Here is a 20,991-nt window from a genome sequence, read left to right on the forward strand (position 1 = left end):
CACTCGAGCCGGCAGCCAACCGAAATCTTTTGTAAGGACGATCCGATGAAGCGGACATTCCAGCCCTCGAACCTCGTGCGTGCACGCCGTCACGGTTTCTTCGCCCGCAAGGCTACCCCGGGTGGCCGCAAGGTCCTGCGCGCCCGTCGCGCCCGTGGCCGCAAGAAACTCTGCGCGTGATGTGACGCGCCGCGCCTGAGGCGCGGCGACAATCGCACCACACTGGCGGGCTCCCATTCGGGGGCCCGTTCGCGTATCTGCCATCCATGCACCCGAGCCTCTCCGTCATCCGCAAGCGCGCGGAATTCCTCGCGGCGAATCGCGGGCTGCGGGTTGCGCGCCCCGGCTTCGTGCTGCTCGCGCGCCCCAATGACGGGCAGGGCAAGCGCTACGGCATCACCGTGACCAAGAAGATCGGCAATGCGGTGGTGCGCAACCGGATGAAACGGCGATTTCGCGAATTGCTGTGGGACGCGCTGCCCGGTGCGGGCCTGCCCGATCACGATCATATCCTGATCGGCCGCGAGGGCGGGATCGAGCGCGATTTCGGCGCCCTGCGCACGGAACTGGCCGCCGCGCTCGCGCGCGCTGCCGAAGGCAAGGGCGACCGCCCGCGCAAGCCGCGCCATAATCGCAGCCGCCGCGCATGAAATATCCGCTGATCTGGATCGCGCGGCTGTGGCAATTGGGCCCCAGCCTGCTGCTGCCGTCGACCTGCCGCTACCATCCCTCGTGCAGCCAGTATGCGATCGAGGCGCTGGGAAAATACGGCGCGATCAAGGGTGGATGGATGGCCTTCAAGCGTATATTGCGCTGCAACCCCTGGGGCGGCCACGGCCACGACCCGGTGCCCTAGTACTGTCTTGACAGGCTAAGACACCACCCCACATTCTGACTTTCGACCGGACAAAGACGGGACCGACCTTGGACAACCATCGCAATTTGATCCTCGCCATAGTGCTTTCCTTCCTGCTGTTGCTGGGATGGACCTCGGCGATGGACTACCTCTACCCGCAGCCCGAACAGGCGCTGGTCGGGGACCGGGCGGATACGCCGAGCGAACAGGCCGCCCAGGCGGCCGACGGGGCGGCAACGCGGCATTCGCGGACCGGCGGCCTCGTCGATCCGGCGATGCGCGCGCAGGAAGTGGCCGATCTGAAGACCGCGCTGGCCAGCCCCGACCGGCTGCCTATCGACGCACCGCGCGTGGCGGGGTCGATCAACCTGCGCGGCGGGGTGATCGATGACATCGTGCTCAAGGGCTATAACGAGACCACCAGCAAGGATAGCGAACCGGTTCGCATTTTCTCGCCCAGCGGCACGCCCGCGCAGCAATTCGCGCAATTCGGCTGGGTCGGTTCGAACCTCACGGTTCCCGGCCCGCAGACCTTGTGGGAAGCCGATGGCGATGTCCTGACCGCCGACACGCCGGTCACGCTGACGCATGACAATGGCGAAGGGCTGACCTTCGCCATCCGCTATTCGATCGACGACAAGTTCATGGTCACCGCCGAACAGTCGGTTGACAATAGCGGCGGCGCCCCCGTCGTCATCCAGCCCTTCGGCCTCGTCAATCGCACCAGCCGCACCGCGAGCGAGGATCTGTGGATCGCGCATTCGGGCCCGATCGGCGTATTCGGCGACAGCGCCGATTACGATGTCGATTACGACGATCTCGACGACGACCAGCGAATCTCGCCCGAAGGCCGCACCAGCTGGGCCGGCTTTACCGACATCTACTGGCTCGCCGCGCTCGTCCCGCAGGACGATACCGCGCCCGAAACCACCTTCCGCGCGCTGGGCGACGAAACCTATCGCGCCGACATGATCTACGAACCGAGCAATCTCGCTGCGGGACAGGCATACACCGTCACCTCGCGGCTCTACGCCGGGGCCAAGGAAAGCGTGATCCTCGACAGCTACGAGGATGCCGGGTTGCAAAAGTTCGGTCTCGCGATCGATTGGGGCTGGTTCCGCTGGTTCGAAAAGCCGTTCCTGTGGCTGCTGCGCACGATCTACGACGCGGTCGGCAATTTCGGCATCGCCATCATCTGCCTGACGATCATCGTGCGCGGGGCCATGTTCCCGATCGCCCAGAAGGGCTTTGCCAGCATGGCGTCGATGAAGGCGATTCAGCCGAAAATGAAGGCGCTCCAGGAGCAGTACAAGGACGACAAACCCAAGCAGCAACAGGAGATCATGGCGCTCTACAAGAAGGAGAAGGTCAACCCGGTCGCGGGCTGTCTGCCGATGCTGCTCCAGATCCCGGTCTTCTTCGCGCTGTACAAGGTGCTCTATCTCGCGATCGAAATGCGTCACCGCGACTTCCTGTGGATCACGGACTTGTCCGCGCCCGATCCGGCCAATCTGGCCAATGCGCTGTCCTATGTCGGGATCGAGGTGCCGCAGTTCCTGATGATCATCTTCGGGCTCGGCGTGCTCGGTGTCCTGCTCGGCTTCACCATGTGGCTGACCTTCAAGCTCAACCCGAGCACGCTCGATCCGATGCAGCAGAAGATCTTCGACATCATGCCGTGGATCCTGATGTTCGTGATGGCGCCGTTCGCCGCCGGCCTGCTGCTCTACTGGGTGACCTCGAACATCCTCACGTTGGCGCAGCAGAAATACCTCTATTCGAAGCATCCGCAGCTGCGTGCCGCGATCGAAGAGGACAAGGCGAAGAAGGCCGCCGAAGCGGCCAAGGCGGGCTCGTGACCGAAGCCGAAGCCGCCGAACAAGCCGCGCTCGAACGGCGCGCGGGCAAGCTGTTCTCGGGCCGGGTGGATTTCCTCCTCTCGGCACCGCAGCTCAAGTTCCTGCCCGAACCGACCGTGCCCGAGATCGCCTTCTGCGGGCGCTCGAACGTGGGCAAGAGCTCGCTGCTCAATGCGCTGACCGGGCGCAAGTCGATCGCACGCGCCTCGGTCACGCCTGGCCGCACGCAGGAACTCAACTTCTTCGAAGTGGGCGAACCGACGCTGTTCCGTCTCGTCGACATGCCCGGCTACGGCTTTGCCAAGGCGCCGGTGAAAGTGGTCGAGAAGTGGAAGAGCCTCGTGAAGACCTATCTGCGCGGCCGGCCCGTACTGGCCCGCACGCTGGTGCTGGTCGACGGGCGCCACGGCCCCAAGGATGTCGACCGCGAGATGATGACCATGCTCGACGAGGCCGCCGTGGGTTACCGCGTCGTGCTGACCAAGGCCGACAAGATGAAAGCCAGCGAACTCGCCAAGGTGATCGAGGCCACCGAAGTCGAGGCCCGCAAGCACGTCGCCGCCTTCCCCGAGATCCACGTGACCAGCGCCGAAAAGGGCATGGGCATTGGGGAGTTGAGGGCGGCAGTGCTGGGAGATGCAGGGGTTTAGGGGGCGTCCGTTTTTCGGCTCGTCATATCGCTGGGTTAACGACCGGATTTGGGGTGGTTAGCGGACAATTGGAATTAGGCGATAGATAGAATTCACACCAGACGTAAGACATGGATGCGAGTTCGCAAACCTCGCTGAAACGACAGAGCCTTGTAACCCCCGGCTAGCAGCGCCAATTACCCATCACGCCATTGCGATTTATCGCAGTTCTGTCTGGCGGTGTCTCTTCACGATCAAAAATTCATTTGATTGGCGTTCCTGAGACAGGAAACGCAATCGACGTGCCCGGGGTGTCGGCAGCCCGGCGCGGTCGATCCAAAGGTCCTGCCATATGATCGCTTATTTCCTTCTCGTTCATCGTTATCCAGCTCAGTTCAAACGCTTGTTCAAGGCAATCTACCTGCCAGGGAACCAGTATGTCGTACACGTCGACAAAGGCTCTGGTGCGACCCTGACTGAGGAAATCACAGACTTTCTGACACCTTATCAGGGTGTCGAAATGCTGGAATCGAAAGATGCCCTTTGGGGCGGATACAGCCTTGTGGACGCTGAACTGCGAGGGATGGCTCGCCTGCTCGAGATGGATAGTAGGTGGACCCACTATATCAATCTTTCAGGTCAGGATTTCCCACTCAAGAGCCAAGACTACATTCGCCAGTTCTTTGCCGCGCACCCCGGCAAGCAGTTTATCCGCGCGCTCGACCAGGCCAAGGAACGGCCCGATACGATGAATCGCATCAGCCATGTGTTCAAAGAGGAGCAAGGGAAAATGACTGCGACGGGCATCGCGCGCGCCTACATGCTTGGTGACACGCCGTTCATCGGGACGCAGTGGAAGGCTGTGACGCGCAGTTTTTGCGATTATGTTTGCCATGACCCCGGAGCAGAACGGTTCAAGACGTTTTATAGTAACAGCTTTATCGCGGACGAAGCGTTCTTCCAGACCGTGATGATGAACAGTATCGACCACGGCACTGTTATGAATGATGATCTGAGAATGATCGACTGGGTGCCTGATGGTGACATCAAGTTGCGCCCCCGCAATTACGACGAGAAGGATTTCGAGGAATTGAAGCGAAGTACCGATCTTTTCGCACGGAAGTTCGATGCCGAGTATGAGACAGAAATCCTCTCCCTGCTTGAAAGTCACCTGAGATCACCGGCAGCGATCAGATACCGTGGTTCGGGCGAGGTGCCAGGAATACTTCTCGCTGTGAAAGAGCTGGAGTTGATCTCTGCTCGACCCACTCAACCCTCGCGAACCATTGCGGGGACGGTGAGGAACAATTCCTCTAAGCCCACGCATGAGAATTGTATTTCTCACGATCTTCCAAAAATGGAAACAGGTCGAAAAAGCGAAGAGCTGTGCAACTGAGTGCAGCGAAATGCCGCAGTGAACAGGTACGTCATTTGGAACGATCATTAAATGACCCATTGGCCAATCGACGGATTATCGCGGCCACGGCTGCTGAAGCATGGGGTCTAGAAGCATTGAGAGCCGAAGAAAGAGAAGCAAAAAACCCCACCTCTCTTAGTAAAGAGGACGCTGAAATCGTTCGCCAGTTTGCCGAAGAGGCGGATGCGGAGAGCAAGAAACGCCGGGACTAGGCAAATTGCCATCCTGTCATCAATGGAAGTCTCAAAACGGGTTGTTAGCCGACGGGCTGCTGAAACAGCCATCTAACGCGCAAACAGCATCGCGTCGTCGGCGAAGGCCTTCATCTCCAGCGCGTTGCCGCTGGGGTCGCGGAAGAACATCGTCGCCTGTTCGCCGGGTTGCCCCTTGAAGCGGATGGTCGGCGGTATTGCGAATTCGGTACCCGCGGCCTCGAGCCGATTGGCCAGGTCCTGCCAGTCACTCATTGCCAGCACCACGCCGAAATGGGGCACGGGCACGCCGTGCCCGTCGACATGGTTGCTCGCGCGGTCGCCCGCTTCGCCGGGGGCGAGATGCGCGACGATCTGGTGGCCGTAGAAATCGAAATCGACCCATTCGGCGCTGCTGCGTCCCTCGCGGCAGCCCATGGCCTCGCCATAGAACGCGCGCGCGGCGGCAAGGTCGTGAACCGGGAAGGCGAGGTGGAAGGGCCTGAGCGACATGTCTACTCCGTCGCCCCTGCGGAGGCAGGGGCCTAGATAAGGGGTCTTGCTGGCACACCTTGCGCCTGATGGAAACCGCATCGAGCATCGCCGCCGTTATCCGGATTCCCGCCTGCGCGGGAATGACGAACCGGGGCCGGGCGACCTTGCCTGTTCAGCCTCGACAGTGCCGGGCGGGGCCTCTACCGCCGCCCCACGCAAGGTGGGTGCACACATGAAGCTGATCATCGGCAACAAGAATTATTCGAGCTGGAGCCTGCGCGGCTGGCTCGCGGCGAAGCAGTCGGGCCTGTCGTTCGAGGAAATCACCGTGCCGATGTTCGGCAAGCAATGGGATGCGCTCAAGAGCGAGGATGGCGGCACGCAGCCCTCACATGGCAAGGTGCCGATCCTGTGGGACGACGAGGCGGTGGTGTGGGACAGCCTCGCGATCCTCGAATATCTCGCCGACAAGGTCGGACGCGATCGGTTCTGGCCCAAGGACGCGGTGGCGCGCGGCATGGCCCGCTCGATGGTCGCGGAAATGCATTCCTCCTACCATGCGCTGCGCGGCGAATGCCCGATGAATGTGCGCAAGCGGTTCGAGGGCTTCACCCCGAGCGAGGCCTGCCGGCAGGACATCCTGCGCATTCTCGGGCTGTGGGCCGAGGCGCGCAGCCGCTTCGGCAGCGGCGGCCCGTTCCTGTTCGGCACTTTCGGCGCGGCGGATGTCTATTTCGCCCCGGTAGTGTCACGCTTCATCAGCTATCAGATCGCCGTACCCGGCTTCGCCGCCGCCTATATGCAGGCGGTGTGGGAGCATGAGTGGTTGCAGGCGTGGATCGAAACATCGGAAAGCGAAGAATGGGTCATCGAACAATACGAAACCATTGGCTGAGCGCATGCGCCGCGCTGGCGGCGCTGCTGCTCCCCGCGCAGGCGCAGGCCTGGGGCTTCTACGCGCATACCGTGACCGCCGATATCGCGCTGGAAAACGTGCGCCCGCAGACGCGCGCGGATATCGCCCGGCTGTTGCAGGCCTCGCCCCTGCTGGGCACGCCCGATTGCGATCTGGACAGCCTGCAGGATGCGAGCGTGTGGCCCGACTGCCTGCGCGGCCAGTACTGGCGCTGGGGGCATACCTTCGCCTGGCACTACCAGACCGAGCCGGTCACCGAGGAATATGACGCGCGCAAGAACTGCTCGGGCCTGGGCTGCGTCAGCGCGCAGGTCGAACGCAACCAGCGCATCCTCGCCGACGAAAGCCTGCCCGACAATGTTCGCGTGGAAGCGCTCGCCTTCCTCGTCCACTTCATCGGCGACATCCACATGCCGCTGCATTCGGGCGATCACGACGACCGCGGCGGCAACGATCGCGAGGCCGCCTATGGCATCGTCCCGGGGCTGAACCTGCACTGGGTGTGGGACGGGCCGCTGGCCGAACGCGCGATCAGCGGCAATCCGCCGATCGCGCGACGCTACAGCGCGGCCGAACGCGCCGAACTGGCGGGGGGCAAGGCCGCCGACTGGGGCCGTGAAAGCTGGCAGATCTCGCGCGACTTCATCTATCCCGAAACCTTCGGCTGCGACCCGTGCGAGGGTGAACTGCCGCGCGAGACCGCGCTGTCGCAGGAACTGATCGAACGCTCGGCCCCGATTGCGCGGCGCCGCGTGCTGCAGGCGGGACTGCGCATGGCCGAATATCTCGACCGCGCTTTCGAGCCGGGGCCGCTGCCCGAAGAGGTGCGCGACTAGGGCAGGCGCTCGGTCGGATAGCGGGTCCCGTCCTTGTGGGCATAGCCCTCGGCATCGAAGACCATGTCGATATCGGGATATTCGCCCGAATCCACTTCATTGCTGCCACCGCTGACGACCACAAAGACGCAATCGGCAGCCGAGCGGTTGTGCAGCCGGTGGCCATTCTCGACCCCTGCGGCCCATGCAACGACATCGCCGGGGCGGACCACGACCTCACCCGTATCCTCGATCAGCACGGCCTCGCCTGCCAGCATGACCAGCAGTTCGTCCTTCTGCCGGTGCCAGTGTCGCTGCGAGGAGAAGGCATCGGGCTTCAGCACGACATGGCTGGCCCCCAGATGAGTCAGCCCCGCCACAGGTCCCAGCCGGCGGTACCAGCGCCCCTGCACCTCGGCATCGTAGGGGGCCGGGTAACCCGTCGCTTTGGTCTGGGGGATGGCATCGAGATCGAGCTTGGGCATCGCTGCGCACTCCTGCTAGCGGACACAGCATGACTGATGTTCTCGATCTCGCCAAGCGGCTGATGGCCGCGCCCAGCGTCACCCCCGCCACCGGCGCAGTGTTCGATGCGATGGAAGCGATGCTCGTCCCGCTCGGTTTCGAGGTGACGCGGTTCACCCGCGGAGAAGGCGCCGCGGGCACGCCCGAGGCGCCGGTGGAGAACCTCTTCGCGATCCGCCGCGGGCCCGAAGGCTCGAAGCATCTCGCCTTTGCCGGGCATCTCGATGTGGTTCCGCCGGGTGGCGGCTGGACCAGCGAGGCGTTCGATCCCGAAGTGCGCGGCGAGCTGCTCTATGGCCGCGGCGCGGTCGACATGAAGGGGGCGATCGCCTGCATGGTCGACGCGGTCGCCGAGGTGCCCGTCGAGGCAGGCACGATCAGCTTCATCATCACCGGCGACGAGGAAGGCCCCGCGCTGCATGGCACGCGTGCGCTGATCGATTTCATGCGCGAGCAGGGCCACCAGCCCGATCTGTGCCTCGTCGGGGAACCCACGTCGGTCAACCGGCTGGGCGATATGATGAAGATCGGGCGGCGCGGTTCGGTCAACATCTGGCTCGAAGTGCAAGGCACGCAGGGGCATGTCGCCTATCCGCACCTGGCGGACAATCCGATCCCCAGGCTGGTGGCGATGCTTGCCGAACTCGACGCGCTGGTGCTCGACGAAGGCACCGACTGGTTCCAGCCGAGCAATCTCGAAGTGACCGAGATCGACGTGCCCAATGATGCGCACAATGTGATCCCGGCGCTCGCCAAGGCGCGGATCTCGATCCGCTTCAACGATCTGCATTCGGGCGCGTCGCTGTCCGAGAAAGTCGGCGCAATTGCGGAAAAGCACGGCGGCAGCGCGCTGCCGATCATCAGCGGCGAGCCGTTCCTGACCCCGCCGGGCGCCTTCAGCGACAGTATCGCTGCGGCGGTCAAGGCGGAAACGGGCGTCGATCCCGAACCCTCGACCACCGGCGGCACTTCGGATGCGCGGTTCCTGCGCAGCGTCTGCCCGGTAATCGAATTCGGGCTGGTCAATGCGACCATGCACAAGACCGACGAGGCGGTCGCGGTGGAGGATCTGGCCACGCTGAGCCGGATTTACGCGCGGATCGCCCGCGACGTGCTCGCCGGGTGAACGCGCGCCTCCTCACAAGGCTTTGCAAGCCACGATAACTGCGGCATGAATCCGCGCGCGGCTTTGACCGCTCGCAATGACAAGACGAGGGGTTGGGAAGTTGCTGAGGACCTGGTTCGAAATTCCGCTGTGGCAGCGCGTGATTACCGCGCTCATCCTCGGTGTGCTCACCGGCTGGGCCTGGGGCCCGGAAGCCGAAAGCATCAAGTGGATCGGCGATTTCTTCATCAAGTCGATCAAGATGCTGGTCGTCCCGCTGATCTTCTTCAGCCTCGTCTCGGGCGTCGCGGCGATTGGCGATTTGCGCAAACTGGGCGCGGTCGGCGGGCGGGCGATGCTCTTGTTCGTGGTCACCGGCCAGATCGCGGTCTGGCTCGGGCTGGGCCTCGGCACGCTGGTCCAGCCGGGCGCGGGGCTGGATACCGATGCGATCCAGAAGGGCGCGACGCCCGAACCCAACGAGACTTCCGCGGTGGACATGATCCTCTCGATCGTGCCCGAAAGCCCGGTGCAGGTGATGGCCGATGTCGCGGTGCTGCCGCTGATCGTGTTCAGCATGTTGATCGGCATCGGCATACTGATGGCCAGGGAAGACGGCATTCCCGTCCAGAAGGTCTTCGATAGCGGCGCGGTGATCATGCAGAAGGTCACCATGATCGTGATGGAACTGACCCCCTTCGGCGTTTTCGCGCTGATGGCGTGGGTGGCGGGCACGCTCGGCCTCGATGCGCTGGTCAGCCTCGCCAAGCTGGTCGGGCTCAACTACCTCGGCTGCCTGCTGATCATCACGCTGATCTACGGCAGCATGATCAAGTTCCTCGCCAAGCTGCCCGTGCGCGACTTCTTCCGCGGCATCCTCGATGCGATGGCGGTGAGCTATTCGACCGCCAGCTCCAATGCGACGCTGCCTGTCACGCTGCGCTGCGCCGAGCGCAATCTCGGCGTGTCGAATTCGGTGGCCAGCTTCGTCATCAGCCTCGGCGCGACGATCAACATGAACGGCACCGCGATGTATCTCGGTCTCGCGACGCTATTTGGCGCGCAGATCTTCGGCGTCGACCTGTCGATGGGCGATTATTTCCTCATCTCGATCCTCGCGACGCTTGGCGCGGTCGGCGCGGCGGGCATCCCGGGCGCGGGCCTGATCATGATGGCGCTGGTGTTCGGCGCGGTCGGCGTGCCACTGGAAACGATCGCCTTCGTCGCCGGCGTCGACCGGATCATGGACATGATGCGCACCACCACCAATGTCAGCGGCGATGCTGCGGTAGCGACCACGGTGGCGGTGATGACGGGCGAGATCGACACACGCGAGATGATCTCTGCGGACGATGTCTAGCTGGTCGGAACTCAGTCCCTATTCCCGTGCGCTGCGCTTATCCCTAGGTTTGATAGCGCTGGCTCCGCTATGGCTTGGGCTTCCCACAATTTTGGATAGTTTGGGCGTCGAAGCTCGGAATCGCGAGCCTGTGCTCTTTGCGTTTCTCATCATATTTGGAATCGCAAGCCTCGCTTCTTTGCTGATCCGATGCCGAAACTGCGGACGATCACTCTTCGTGAACGACTACCTTTGGGGAGTTGTCACATTGCCCGGTCCTGTGCCTGCGAAAATTTGTTCGAAGTGCGGAACCGATCAGACAAGGGCAGTTGATTGACGCCCCCTGGGCTTCTCCAGCGCCTTCTTGCGATAGCTGCACAGATCCACCGCCGGGCAGCGCCAGCATTCGGGCGTGCGCGCCTTGCAGATATAGCGGCCGCGCAGGATCAGCCAATGATGCGCGCCCAGCCGGATGGGCTGCGGCACGCGCTTTTCCAGCTTGGCTTCGACCGGCTCGGGTCTCGTCGGGATTGGCGTTTCGATCTCCGTCAACAATCCACGAATTACGGTTCAGGCCGCGACCGGTTGCAGTTCCGCTTGCTCCGGTTCGGCTGGGTCGCCCGCAATCGCCGCCAGCCATAGCGCGCCGATATGCCGGTCGAGTTCGGGCGGATCGAACGGGTCGAGTCCCGAGCCGGGATAGAAGGTGACCTCGCCGAATTTCGGCCGGCCATCGATCTCGTAGAAATCGATCCGCGCAAAGTCGAAGGGCCGCGCCAGCGTCTCGGCTGCGGCCAGCATGTGGTCGAGATTCGCCGGCGCGGGGGAGGGTGCCTCGTCCGGCATCGAGACCTGCGTCCATGCCCGGTCGTAAAGGGTCCAGCGGTGATTGCGCCCACGATCGAGATGTACCTGCACCAGCACCGCGTGCCCGCCGAAGACATAGATCTTGTAATCCACCGGAAGCCGGTCGCCGCTGCCGAGAAAGGGTTCGACGATGTAGCCGCGCGGCAGGTCGCGGTAAGCCCATTCGTCGAGCCACAGGCCGTAGGCCCTGCGCGTCCAGCCCGCCGCCCGCCGCCGCGCCGCCTGCCAGTCCGCCGCGTCATGGCACACCGCGTTCTGGTTGCAGCCATGGCTGGCCTTGAGAATGAACGGAAAGGGGGCGGGCGGGCCTGCGGGCAGGACGCTGCCCGTCCAGCGCGTGGGGATGATCCATTGCTCGCCCAGCATTCGGGCGGCCTGCTGCTTGGCGGAGATCTTGTCGACCCACACGGGCAGCAGGGGATTGCGGTCCTCCAGCTTGCGCTGCTGCACCAGTTCGGTGAAGCGGCGCGGGCGGCGCAGGTCGGGCCAGCGGCGGTGACGCCACAGATAGGTGAGTCCGATCCGGACCTTGGGCAGGGGCAGGAGCCAGTGCGGGAGGGAGGGCAGCTTCCGCAGGTCCATCGTCAGCGATACGCCGGTCGCGGGTTTGCGTTCCGCACGGGGTGAACCGGAGAAGGGGGCGGAGGCCGTTGCACCTAGCGCCCCCTGGGCTTCTCCAGCACCTTCTTGCGATAGCTGCACAGATCGACCACCGGGCAGCGCCAGCATTCGGGCGTGCGCGCCTTGCAGACATAGCGGCCGTGCAGGATCAGCCAGTGATGCGCGCCCAGCCGGAAGGGCTGCGGCACGCGCTTTTCGAGCTTGGCCTCGACCTGCTCGGGGGTCTTGCCCTTGGCGAGGCCGGTGCGGTTGCCGACGCGCAGGATATGCGTGTCCACCGCGAAGGTTTCCTGCCCGAACCAGCAATTGAGCACGACATTGGCAGTCTTGCGGCCCACGCCGGGCAGGCGGACGAGATCCTCGCGCGTGTCCGGCACCTCACCGCCATATTCGTCGACCAGCAGCTGCGAGAGCGCGATCACGTTCTTGGCCTTGGAATTGAACAGGCCGATGGTCTTGATGTGCTTCTTGAGCCCGTCTTCGCCCAGGGCGAGCATCGCTTGCGGCGTCTCGACTTCGCGGAACAGCGCGCGGGTCGCCTTGTTGACGCCGACATCGGTTGCCTGCGCGGAGAGCGCGACCGCCACCACCAGCTGGTAGGCATTGCCATACTCCAGCTCGGTCTCGGGCGCGGGATTGTCCTCGGCGAGCCGGCGGAAAAACTCGAAGATCTGGTCCTTGGTCATAATCCGGCGGTCACTCGGGGATCGAGCCTTCCATGTCCTCCAATGCGCGCGCCATCGCTTCGCGGCGGCGCTGCATCGCATCGCTGAAGGCGGCGGCGACGATGCCGGTGGGCAGCGCCACCAGCAGCACTCCGCCGATTGCCACCACCGAACCGATCAGCCGCCCCGCAGTGGTCACCGGATAGACATCGCCATAGCCGACCGTCGTCAGCGTGATCACTGCCCACCACAGCGCCCGCGGGATCGATCCGAACTGCTTGGGCTGCAGGCTGCCCTCGACCCAATATAGTCCCGCCGCGCCCAGCAGCACCAGCACCAGCGCCAAGGTGGCACAGACGATCAGGTCGTAGCTGCGTTCGCGCAGCGCGGCGCCGATTTCACGCATGGCGGCGGAAAAGCGGCTGAACTTGAGGATCGAGACGATCCGCAGCAACCGGATGACGCGCAGTACCGCAGCATTGGCGATGAAGAAGGGCGCCAGGCTCACTGCGACCACGATCAAATCGATGATCCCGATCGGCGACAGAATGAAGCGCCAGCGCTTGGCCCAGGCCGAACCCGGCCCCTCGCGTTCGGGCGCGGCATAGATGCGCCCGACGTATTCGACGAGGAAGATCATCCCGAAGACGAACTCGGCAATCAGGATTTCGCGCTGGTAGGGGATGCGGATCTGCGGCTCGGTCGCCACGATCCCGACCAGCAATGCCAGCAGGATCGTCCACACCACGAAGATGTTGAGCCCCGTCAGCCGGCCATTCGGCCACGAGCCGATATGCAATTGCCGGTGCAGGCGGGCGCGCAGGGTCACAGGCTCAGATCCCCAGCACCTGGTCCATCGAGTAGCGGCCGGGATCGCGCCCGATCATCCATTCGGCTGCGCGCACCGCGCCGCGCGCGAAGATCGAGCGATTCTCCGCGCTGTGCGACAGGGTGATGCGTTCTTCCTCGCCCGCCAGGATCGCGCTGTGTTCGCCCGCCACGGTGCCGCCGCGCAGGCTGGCGAAGCCGATCGCGCCTTCCTCGCGCGCGCCGGTGTGTCCGTCGCGTCCGCGTTCGGAATGGCTGGCGAGGTCGATCCCGCGCCCCCCGGCGGCAGCTTCGCCGAGCAGCAGCGCGGTCCCGCTGGGGGCATCGACCTTGCGCCGATGATGCATCTCGAGGATTTCGATATCCCAGTCGGGCCCCAGCCGGGCGGCGGCCTCACGGACCAGATGCGCGAGCAGCGTCACGCCGAGCGAGGTATTGCCTGTCTGGAGCACCGGCACCGCGCGCGCGGCATCGTCGATCGCGGCGTGATGCCGCTCCTCGAGCCCGGTCGTGCCGATCACCAGCGGCACGCCCGCGCCGATCGCGGCGTGGAGGTTGATGCACAGCGCGCCGGGGGTCGAGAAATCGACCAGCACCTCGCTTGCATCGGCCAGCCCGGCCGCGTCGCCGCCCTTGTCGATCCCGCCCGCCAGTTCATGTCCGCTTGCACCGATTACGGCGGCAAGTGCATGGCCCATGGCGCCTTCGCACCCGATAATCCCGATCCGCGCCATTCTTTCCCCTATCGGCCATGGTTCATGGCCGGTCTTTGACATGCCCTACCGCATCGCTACTTGAGGGCAAATGACCGATATGCGCAACATCGTGATCCTCACCGGGGCAGGTATCTCCGCCGAAAGCGGGATCGATACCTTCCGCGATGGCGGCGGCTTGTGGGAACAGCACCGGGTCGAGGATGTCGCCACGCCCGAGGCCTTCGTGCGCGATCCCGACCTCGTGCTGCGCTTCTACGACCAGCGGCGCGAGGCGATCCAGGCCAAGCAGCCCAATGCCGCGCATGAGGCGATCGCCCGGCTCGATGCGGAATGGGACGGCGAACTGCTGGTGGTGACGCAGAATGTCGACGACCTGCACGAGCGGGCCGGGGCGCGCCGCGTGCTGCATATGCATGGCACGCATCTCAATGCCTGGTGCACTGCCTGCGATACCCGTTCGCGCTGGACCGGGCCAATGATCGACCGTCCGCCATGCCCCGCTTGCGGCACGCCCGCGCTGCGCCCCGATGTCGTGTGGTTCGGCGAAATGCCCTACGAAATGGAGCGCATCCATGCCGCGCTGCGGCAGGCGGATCTGTTCGTCTCGATCGGCACATCGGGCGCGGTCTATCCCGCGGCGGGCTTCGTGCAGGACGCCCGCGAAATGCGTGTCCGCACGCTCGAACTCAATCTCGAGGCGAGCATGGGATCGCGCTGGTTCCACCAGTCGCGGCACGGCCCGGCGACGCAGGTGGTCCCCGAATGGGTCGCGGAAGTCCTAGGCGGCTGACCCGCAGGCGGCGCAGGCGGGGTCCTTGGCAATGGTGAAGCTGCGCATGGCGGGCTTCAGCCCGTCGAGCAGATGGACCCGGCCCCAATCGGCCTCGCCCAGCGCGCTGACCCCGTCGAGCAGGATGCGCACTGCCTGCAGCGCCGCGAAGGTCGCGACCCAGCCGGCCATCGCGCCGAGCATGCCGTCCTCGGCGCAGGTGTCGCAATCCTCCGCATCGAAGGCATCGCCGACGAAACAGCGGTAACACGGCTGGTTGGGAAGGTGTCCGGCAAAGGCACCGACCTGCCCCTGAAAGCGCCCGACCGCGGCGGAGAGCAACGGAACGCGCTCCGCCACGCAGGCATCGGCAACCGCCAGCCTCGTGGCGAAATTGTCGGTCCCGTCGAGAATCAGATCGGCATCGACCACCAGCTCGTGCGCATTGTCGCGCGTGATCCGGCGGTCGCTGATGGTGACGTCGAGCGCGGCGTCGAAGCCGGTCACCCAGCGCTTGGCGATCACCGCCTTGCCGTGGCCGACATCGCGTTCGTTATACAGCGTCTGGCGCTGGAGATTGCTGGCATCGACCCGGTCGTCATCGACCAGCGTCAGCTTCCCGATTCCCGCTCCCGCCAGATATTGCAGCGCGGGTGAGCCGATCCCGCCCAGGCCCACCAGTACCAGATGCTTGCCCGCCAGCGCGACCTGGCCCGCGCCGCCCACTTCGGGCAGCACGATATGCCGCGCAAACCGGTCGAGACGGCCCGGTGGCAGGCTCATTCCAATTCCTCCTGCGGTTCGGGCAGGCGTTCGCGGCGAAAGCCGTGCATGCCGTGCCACCATTGCAGCGCGATCACCCCGCCCTTGGCGGGCTGCAGTGTGGCGAGCATGAAGATCACTGCGAGCGGCAGGATGATGGCGAGGATCGCCATGCTCGACAGCGCGAAGTCGCTCGCCAGGATAATCAGCACCGGCGCGAGCAGATGGCCGGTGACGAAGATCGAGACATAGGCCGGAAAATCGTCCGCGCGCTGGCCCGAAATGTCGAGCGCGCAGGCGGGGCAGCGATCATGCGGCTTGAGCCATTTGCGGAACAGCGGCGCTTCGCCGCACCGCGGGCACCGGCACCGCGCGCCGCGCCACAGTGCGGCACCGAAGGAAGCGGGCAGGGCGATATCGGCGCGCGGGGCGGCGGGAGGTATCTGCGGCATGCAGGCTCTTTGGCGCGCGCAATGGCGCCTGTCGACAGCTCTGTGCACAGAGCTGTCGAAGCGCTGTGAACGGGGTGGGAAGCGGACGCCTCGGCGCCCGCGCTTATGCCGTCAGCTTTCGAGCTGGCGCAGCAGGCTGCGCACATCGCCATCCATATCGGCATCGCGCTGGCGCAAATCCTCGATCAGCCGCACCGCGTGGATCACGGTCGAATGGTCGCGGCCGCCGAACTTGCGCCCGATTTCGGGATAGCTGCGCGGGGTGAGCACCTTCGACAGATACATCGCCACCTGCCGCGGCCGCACCACAGCGCGCGCGCGGCGCTTGGAGCTCATCTCGCTGCGGTCGATACGGTAGAACTGGCAGACGGTGCGCTGGATCTCGTCGATCGTGATCCGGCGGCGGTTGGCCGAGAGGATATCGGTCAGCTGCTCCTCGGCCAGCTGGAGCGAGACTTCCTGGCCGGTCAGCTGCGCATAGGCGATCAGCTTGTTGAGCCCGCCGACCAGTTCGCGGATGTTGCGCGTGATGGTGCGGGCAAGGAAGTCGAGCACGTCCGCAGGCACGTCGAGCGGCGCGAAACGCGTCAGCTTGGAGGTGAGGATCTTCTTGCGCAGTTCGATGTCCGCGGCCTGGATATCGGCGACGAGGCCCATCGACAGGCGGCTGAGCAGGCGCGGTTCGACCCCGTCGAGCGCCTGCGGGGCGCGGTCGGCGGCGAACACCAGCCGCTTGCCTTCGGCGAGCAGCGCATCGATCGTGTAGAGCAGTTCTTCCTGCGCGCTGGCCTTGCCGATGATGAACTGGATGTCGTCCACCAGCAGCAGGTCGAAGCTGCGCAGCCGGGCCTTGAATTCGAGCATCTGGTTGGCCTTCAGCGCCTGGACGAATTCGACCATGAAGCGCTCGGCGCTGCAGTAGAAGATACGGCTGCGCGGATGCGCCTGCAGGAAGGCATGGCCGGTGGCGTGCAGCAGGTGCGTCTTGCCCTGGCCGGTGGCGGCCTTGAGGTAGAGCGGGCTGAACTGCGGCTTTTCGGTCGCGCCCATGCGCTGCGCGGCGTTGAACGCCAGCACATTGGCTTCGCCGGTGATGAAGGCGGCGAAGGTGAGGCTGGGGTCGAGCCCGACCGAGCTGGTGAAACCGGTATCGCCCAGCGTGTCGGCGCCGATCGCCATCATCGAGGTGTCGGCCCCGTCATTGGCCGGGCGGCGTCCGTCCGAATGGAGACGCAGATCGGCGACCTGGCGGCGCCCGGGATGGACCTGGATGCGGACGTCGCGCACTTCGCTGCGCGCGATCTTCCACGCCAGGCTGAGCCGGTCGGCAAAGCGGTCCTTGACCCAATTGGCGCTGAATTCGGTGGGCAGGAACAGGTCGAGCGTACCGCTGTCCTTGTCGATCCCGCCGACCTGGATCGGCTTGATCCACTGGCTGTGGAGCTGGTGACCAAGATCCTTGCGCAGGCCCTGGCTGATATCGGCCCAGTCCGCCGCCAGGTTCACCGCCTCTTGATCTTCCATGAAATCGTCCTGTGCCTTGCGCGAACCAATGTCTGATGCCTTACGCATTCTTGTATCATCCCCCGGTGAACGCCGCGGCGCCACTCGTTTGCTTCTAACATTGGCAAGGCCGGGCACAGCATCGCCACACTCCGGAATCGGTGCATCCGAAGGTCGCCCTCGCTCGTCGATAATCTAAAGGTCCGGGCTGTCCCGCCCCGAACCGAGAATCATTGTGTAGGTCGCTCGCCGGATGAGTCGCAAGGGGGATAACTGCAAAAAATCTGAAATATACTTGTTGACTCACGTGTAAGCCGCAGGCCCCCGTTCAAGTGACGGATATTACTTGAGTTCGCCCAAATTTGCGCTGCGAATCGTGAGTTTCGCGTGGGTTTTGTTACGAATGCATTTCAGGCCAGTATTCGAATGCAACTGAAATACGACAAAAGGGCCGCCGGTTAACCCGACGGCCCCACGAATACTGTCGAAGCCGGTCCCGGGACCGGCGAATCTCTTAGAGCGAAGCGACCCGCTTCGTCAGGCGGCTCATCTTGCGCGCCGCAGTGTTCTTGTGCAGCACGCCGCGGGCAACACCGCGCGCCAGTTCCGGCTGCGCGCTCTTGAGCGCCGTCTGTGCGGTATCCTTGTCGCCGCCTTCGATCGCGACTTCCACCTTCTTGAGGAAGTTGCGGATGCGGCTCATGCGGGCACCGTTGATTTCGGCGCGGTTTGCGTTGCGACGGATGCGCTTCTTGGCTTGCGGCGTGTTGGCCATGTTTGTCCTCGTCAGGCCGCACGGCATGCGCGGCGGGAAATCTCGTAAGTGCGTGCGAAAAGGCGGCATGGGCCGCCGGAAAGCGGCGCACTTAGCGGCGCGCCTCCGAATCGTCAAGCAAATCGTCGACCATTCGCGGAACCGCGTGCATCGGCTCCGGCAGCGCCTATATGGTCTGTCCGAGATGAAAGGACAAGCCGTGAGCGACAAGCCCGAACACACCGCCGCCGAATGGCGCGAGAAGCTGACCCCCGAGCAATTCCACGTGCTGCGCGAAGCCGGGACCGAGCGTGCCTTCACCGGCAAATACGACAAGCATTACGATGCCGGTGAATATTACTGCGCGGGCTGCGGCCAGAAGCTGTTCGAGAGCGGCGAGAAATACAACAGCGGCTGCGGCTGGCCCGCCTTTACCGCCCCTGCCGAAGGCGAGGCGGTCGACGAGCACCGCGACGTGTCGCACGGGATGATCCGGACCGAGGTGACCTGCGCCAATTGCGGCGGGCATCTGGGCCATGTCTTCCCCGACGGGCCCCCCGATCGCGGCGGCCTGCGCTATTGCATCAACTCCGCCGCGCTCGACTTCGAGCCCGAGGATTGAGGCGGCCAACCGCGCAAGGTTCCGTTCACGCTTGGTTAGACCTCGCCATGCAAGGTCGGGGCACTTATAGGGCGGCGAGCAACAAGGGTGCCAGCATAATCGATGGATAGACGAGGGAGCCGCCGCAAGAGTTCGGCGCGCAAGGAACGCGCTGCACGGGCCGCAGCGGACAAACCGCAAAGCTGGTTCGCGCGCTGGACCCGCCGCCTCGTCGTCTGGGGCGGCGCGCTGGCGCTGCTCGTGGCGCTGTTCCTGGCGCTCGCCGTGGGATTTTCCGCGCGCTCGATGCCGACCTATTACCAGCTGAAGGCGACGCAGAACGCGCAGACCATCGTGGTCCGCGCGCGCGACGGGACCGAGATTGTCGAGCTCGGCCCCAGCTTCGGCAAATGGCTGACCTCGGACGAGATTCCGCAGGTGATGAAGGATGCGATGATCTCGGTCGAGGACCGGCGGTATTATTCGCATTTCGGGATCGACCCCTGGCGCACCGGCGGTGCGATCATCGAAGGGCTGACCGGTTCGCGCGAGCGCGTCGGCGGGACTTCGACGCTCACCCAGCAGCTCGCGCGTAACGTCTTCCTCAACAACAACCGCTCGCTCGACCGCAAGCTGCGCGAGGCGATCCTCGCGATGGCGCTGGAATGGAAGTTCTCGAAGGAGCAGATCCTCGAACTCTATCTCAACAAGGTCTATTTCGGCGGCGGCGCCTATGGCATCGACAGCGCCAGCCGGAAGTTCTTCAGCCATCCCGCGACCGAACTGTCGGTGGCCGAGGCGGCGATCATCGCCGGGCTGGTCAAGGCGCCCAGCCGCTATTCCCCCACCGCCGATGTCGACGCCGCGGTGGGCCGCGCCAGCGTGGTGCTGCGGCTGATGAAGGAACAGGGCCGGATCGCGCCCGATGTGACGGTCGATCCCAGCGCGGTGAAGCTCAAGGAAGAGGCGGGCCAGAATTCGGTGCGCTACTTCACCGACTGGGCGCTGCCGCAGCTCGACCTGCTGCTGCCCGAGACCTTCGAACCGATCGAGGTGTGGACCACGCTCGATGTCGGGATGCAGCGCGCCGCCACCGCGTCGATCAAGTCGAACACGCCCGACGGGGCGCAGGGCGCGCTGGTCAGCATGGACCGCGACGGGGCGATCCTCGCGCTGGTCGGCGGCACCGATTACGTCGCGACCAATTACAACCGCGCGACCGATGCGCTGCGCCAGCCGGGCTCGGCATGGAAACTGTTCGTCTATCTCGCCGCGCTCGAGGCGGGCTACACGCCCAACGACCGCGTCGTCGATACACCGGTCGAGATCGACGGGTGGAGCCCGCGCAATTCGAGCGGGCGCAATGTCGGCGAAATCGATCTGCGCACCGCCTTCGCCTATTCGATCAACACGGTCGCCGCGCAGCTGGGCAATGAAGTCGGCTTCGGCACCGTCGCCTCGATGGCCCGGCGGTTCGGCATAACGACCGAGATCAACACCTATCCCGCCATGGTGCTGGGTTCGAACGAAGTGCGGCTGATCGACATGACCCGCGCCTTCGCGGTGGTATCGGCGGAGGGTGCTTCGGTCGAACCGCATGGCATCCTCAAGGTCGAAACTGCCGATGGCGAATTGCTCTACCAGCACGAACTCGCGCGCTCGTCGCAGCTGGTGCCAGATTATGTCGCTGCCGGGATCACCGACCTCTTGCAGACCGCGGTCGCCACCGGCACCGGCCGCGCGGCGCAGATCGGGCGCCCGGTGGCGGGCAAGACCGGCACCACCAGCTCGAACAAGGACGGCTATTTCGTCGGCTTTTCCAGCGGGATCACCACCGGCGTGTGGATGGGCCGCGACGACAATGCGCGCGTCGGCGGCCTGCAGGGCGGCACCGCGCCCGCGCGCGCCTTCGCCGCCTATATGCGCTATGCAGTCAAGGATCGCCCGGTGGTCGAGTTCGACACCGATCTCCAGCTGCCTGAATGGCAGCTCGAGCCCGACGATGAATACATGCTCGGCGATCCGGAGGATTATTACTTCATCGACGAGCAGGGCAATCTGATCGAGCCGGGTACGAGCGACAGCTCGCGCGGCGATCCCTTCGCCGACGATTTCGACCGGACGCTCGATCCGACACGTCCGCGCACGCCGGCCGTGCCCGCACCGCGCGCACCGCAGCAGCCGCCCCGCGGTGCCGATGGCGCGCCGCAGGCGATCGGCGACGATTTCCTCAACGAGGCGACCGGCGGGCGGCGCGAACCCGGGCCGCAGCAGACCCCGCGCCCGAACAATTAGCCGGGCGGATA

At 64.7% G+C, this 20,991-nt stretch carries 24 protein-coding genes and 1 pseudogene; 14 read left to right on the plus strand and 11 right to left on the minus strand.

Annotated elements, in window-relative coordinates; all coding sequences use genetic code 11:
• The first annotated feature begins 45 nt into the window (after positions 1 to 45).
• The 7 genes from rpmH to V6B15_RS01055 all read left to right on the plus strand — a co-directional run bounded on the left by rpmH (position 46) and on the right by V6B15_RS01055 (position 4,973).
• The gene (rpmH, locus tag V6B15_RS01025) at positions 46 to 180 is read left to right on the plus strand and encodes a 50S ribosomal protein L34 (RefSeq protein WP_057884309.1); all 135 of its coding nucleotides are present in this window, start codon (positions 46 to 48) and stop codon (positions 178 to 180) included.
• A gap of 86 nt (positions 181 to 266) precedes the next feature.
• Positions 267 to 650, plus strand: coding sequence for a ribonuclease P protein component (rnpA, locus tag V6B15_RS01030; RefSeq protein ID WP_334199704.1), 384 nt, complete (start codon positions 267 to 269; stop codon positions 648 to 650).
• Positions 647 to 856, plus strand: coding sequence for a membrane protein insertion efficiency factor YidD (gene yidD / locus V6B15_RS01035; protein ID WP_253522070.1), 210 nt, complete (start codon positions 647 to 649; stop codon positions 854 to 856). The genes rnpA and yidD overlap by 4 nt, the downstream gene beginning before the upstream one ends.
• 68 nt (positions 857 to 924) lie before the next feature.
• Positions 925 to 2,715 (plus strand): membrane protein insertase YidC, encoded by a 1,791-nt coding sequence (gene yidC, locus V6B15_RS01040; RefSeq protein WP_334199705.1) that lies wholly within the window; start codon positions 925 to 927, stop codon positions 2,713 to 2,715.
• Positions 2,712 to 3,365: a ribosome biogenesis GTP-binding protein YihA/YsxC gene (gene yihA / locus V6B15_RS01045; protein WP_334199706.1), complete on the plus strand. Its 654-nt coding sequence runs from the start codon at positions 2,712 to 2,714 to the stop codon at positions 3,363 to 3,365. Before yidC ends, yihA begins: the two co-directional genes overlap by 4 nt.
• 331 nt (positions 3,366 to 3,696) lie before the next feature.
• Positions 3,697 to 4,740, plus strand: a complete 1,044-nt coding sequence (locus V6B15_RS01050; RefSeq protein ID WP_334199707.1) for a beta-1,6-N-acetylglucosaminyltransferase — start codon at positions 3,697 to 3,699, stop codon at positions 4,738 to 4,740.
• Complete coding sequence (locus tag V6B15_RS01055; RefSeq protein ID WP_330767332.1) at positions 4,731 to 4,973, plus strand: hypothetical protein; 243 nt, start codon at positions 4,731 to 4,733, stop codon at positions 4,971 to 4,973. The genes V6B15_RS01050 and V6B15_RS01055 overlap by 10 nt, the downstream gene beginning before the upstream one ends.
• Before the next feature lie 72 nt (positions 4,974 to 5,045).
• Here V6B15_RS01055 and V6B15_RS01060 read toward each other — a convergent pair whose 3' ends face one another.
• Complete coding sequence (locus V6B15_RS01060; RefSeq protein WP_334199708.1) at positions 5,046 to 5,465, minus strand: VOC family protein; 420 nt, start codon at positions 5,463 to 5,465, stop codon at positions 5,046 to 5,048.
• Between the two features lie 214 nt (positions 5,466 to 5,679).
• On the opposite strand from V6B15_RS01060, the gene V6B15_RS01065 reads away from it, so the two are divergent.
• Entirely contained in the window at positions 5,680 to 6,342 is a 663-nt protein-coding gene (locus V6B15_RS01065) for a glutathione S-transferase family protein (protein WP_050599750.1), read from the plus strand.
• A complete protein-coding gene (locus tag V6B15_RS01070) occupies positions 6,309 to 7,199 on the plus strand; it encodes a S1/P1 nuclease (RefSeq protein WP_334199709.1) in 891 nt (296 codons plus the stop codon). The genes V6B15_RS01065 and V6B15_RS01070 overlap by 34 nt, the downstream gene beginning before the upstream one ends.
• On the opposite strand, the gene V6B15_RS01075 is transcribed toward V6B15_RS01070, so the two are convergent.
• The gene (locus tag V6B15_RS01075) at positions 7,196 to 7,663 is read right to left on the minus strand and encodes a cupin domain-containing protein (protein ID WP_334199710.1); all 468 of its coding nucleotides are present in this window, start codon (positions 7,661 to 7,663) and stop codon (positions 7,196 to 7,198) included. The genes V6B15_RS01070 and V6B15_RS01075 overlap by 4 nt on opposite strands.
• Positions 7,664 to 7,692: 29 nt before the next feature.
• Between V6B15_RS01075 and dapE the strand changes: the two genes are divergently transcribed.
• Positions 7,693 to 8,829 carry a succinyl-diaminopimelate desuccinylase gene (gene dapE / locus V6B15_RS01080; RefSeq protein ID WP_334199711.1) on the plus strand — a complete coding sequence of 379 codons (1,137 nt, stop codon included), beginning with the start codon at positions 7,693 to 7,695 and terminating at the stop codon, positions 8,827 to 8,829.
• 100 nt (positions 8,830 to 8,929) lie between these two features.
• Entirely contained in the window at positions 8,930 to 10,168 is a 1,239-nt protein-coding gene (locus V6B15_RS01085) for a dicarboxylate/amino acid:cation symporter (RefSeq protein WP_334199712.1), read from the plus strand.
• Positions 10,169 to 10,462: 294 nt separating this feature from the next.
• Here V6B15_RS01085 and V6B15_RS01090 read toward each other — a convergent pair.
• The 5 genes and pseudogenes from V6B15_RS01090 to dapB all read right to left on the minus strand — a co-directional run.
• A pseudogene (locus V6B15_RS01090) lies at positions 10,463 to 10,666 on the minus strand (endonuclease III domain-containing protein); the annotation flags it as partial.
• A 51-nt stretch (positions 10,667 to 10,717) separates the two neighbouring features.
• On the minus strand, positions 10,718 to 11,596 hold the full coding sequence (locus V6B15_RS01095) for an ATP-grasp fold amidoligase family protein (RefSeq protein ID WP_334199713.1): 879 nt from the start codon (positions 11,594 to 11,596) through the stop codon (positions 10,718 to 10,720).
• Between the two features lie 74 nt (positions 11,597 to 11,670).
• Entirely contained in the window at positions 11,671 to 12,321 is a 651-nt protein-coding gene (gene nth / locus V6B15_RS01100; protein WP_334199714.1) for an endonuclease III, read from the minus strand.
• 10 nt (positions 12,322 to 12,331) lie between these two features.
• Entirely contained in the window at positions 12,332 to 13,129 is a 798-nt protein-coding gene (locus tag V6B15_RS01105) for an ion transporter (RefSeq protein ID WP_334199715.1), read from the minus strand.
• Positions 13,130 to 13,133: 4 nt separating this feature from the next.
• Entirely contained in the window at positions 13,134 to 13,862 is a 729-nt protein-coding gene (gene dapB, locus V6B15_RS01110; RefSeq protein ID WP_334199716.1) for a 4-hydroxy-tetrahydrodipicolinate reductase, read from the minus strand.
• 70 nt (positions 13,863 to 13,932) lie between these two features.
• On the opposite strand from dapB, the gene V6B15_RS01115 reads away from it, so the two are divergent.
• A complete protein-coding gene (locus V6B15_RS01115; protein ID WP_334199717.1) occupies positions 13,933 to 14,634 on the plus strand; it encodes an NAD-dependent deacylase in 702 nt (233 codons plus the stop codon).
• Here the strand turns inward: V6B15_RS01115 and V6B15_RS01120 are convergent.
• From V6B15_RS01120 to rpsT, 4 genes are all read right to left on the minus strand, one after another.
• On the minus strand, positions 14,623 to 15,396 hold the full coding sequence (locus V6B15_RS01120; RefSeq protein WP_253522096.1) for a HesA/MoeB/ThiF family protein: 774 nt from the start codon (positions 15,394 to 15,396) through the stop codon (positions 14,623 to 14,625). The two genes, V6B15_RS01115 and V6B15_RS01120, sit on opposite strands and share 12 nt — an antisense overlap.
• Positions 15,393 to 15,827 carry a DUF983 domain-containing protein gene (locus V6B15_RS01125; RefSeq protein WP_334199718.1) on the minus strand — a complete coding sequence of 145 codons (435 nt, stop codon included), beginning with the start codon at positions 15,825 to 15,827 and terminating at the stop codon, positions 15,393 to 15,395. The genes V6B15_RS01120 and V6B15_RS01125 overlap by 4 nt, the downstream gene beginning before the upstream one ends.
• A gap of 111 nt (positions 15,828 to 15,938) precedes the next feature.
• Positions 15,939 to 17,399 (minus strand): chromosomal replication initiator protein DnaA, encoded by a 1,461-nt coding sequence (gene dnaA, locus V6B15_RS01130; RefSeq protein WP_253522099.1) that lies wholly within the window; start codon positions 17,397 to 17,399, stop codon positions 15,939 to 15,941.
• A gap of 445 nt (positions 17,400 to 17,844) precedes the next feature.
• Entirely contained in the window at positions 17,845 to 18,105 is a 261-nt protein-coding gene (rpsT, locus tag V6B15_RS01135; RefSeq protein WP_320181680.1) for a 30S ribosomal protein S20, read from the minus strand.
• A gap of 184 nt (positions 18,106 to 18,289) precedes the next feature.
• On the opposite strand from rpsT, the gene msrB reads away from it, so the two are divergent.
• A complete protein-coding gene (gene msrB, locus V6B15_RS01140) occupies positions 18,290 to 18,706 on the plus strand; it encodes a peptide-methionine (R)-S-oxide reductase MsrB (protein WP_442968990.1) in 417 nt (138 codons plus the stop codon).
• A 102-nt stretch (positions 18,707 to 18,808) separates the two neighbouring features.
• Positions 18,809 to 20,980, plus strand: coding sequence for a transglycosylase domain-containing protein (locus V6B15_RS01145; protein ID WP_334199719.1), 2,172 nt, complete (start codon positions 18,809 to 18,811; stop codon positions 20,978 to 20,980).
• Positions 20,981 to 20,991: the final 11 nt, after the last annotated feature.

The sequence above is a fragment of the Qipengyuania sp. Mu-71 genome, assembly GCF_036867055.1.
GTDB classification, from domain to species: domain Bacteria; phylum Pseudomonadota; class Alphaproteobacteria; order Sphingomonadales; family Sphingomonadaceae; genus Qipengyuania; species Qipengyuania profunda.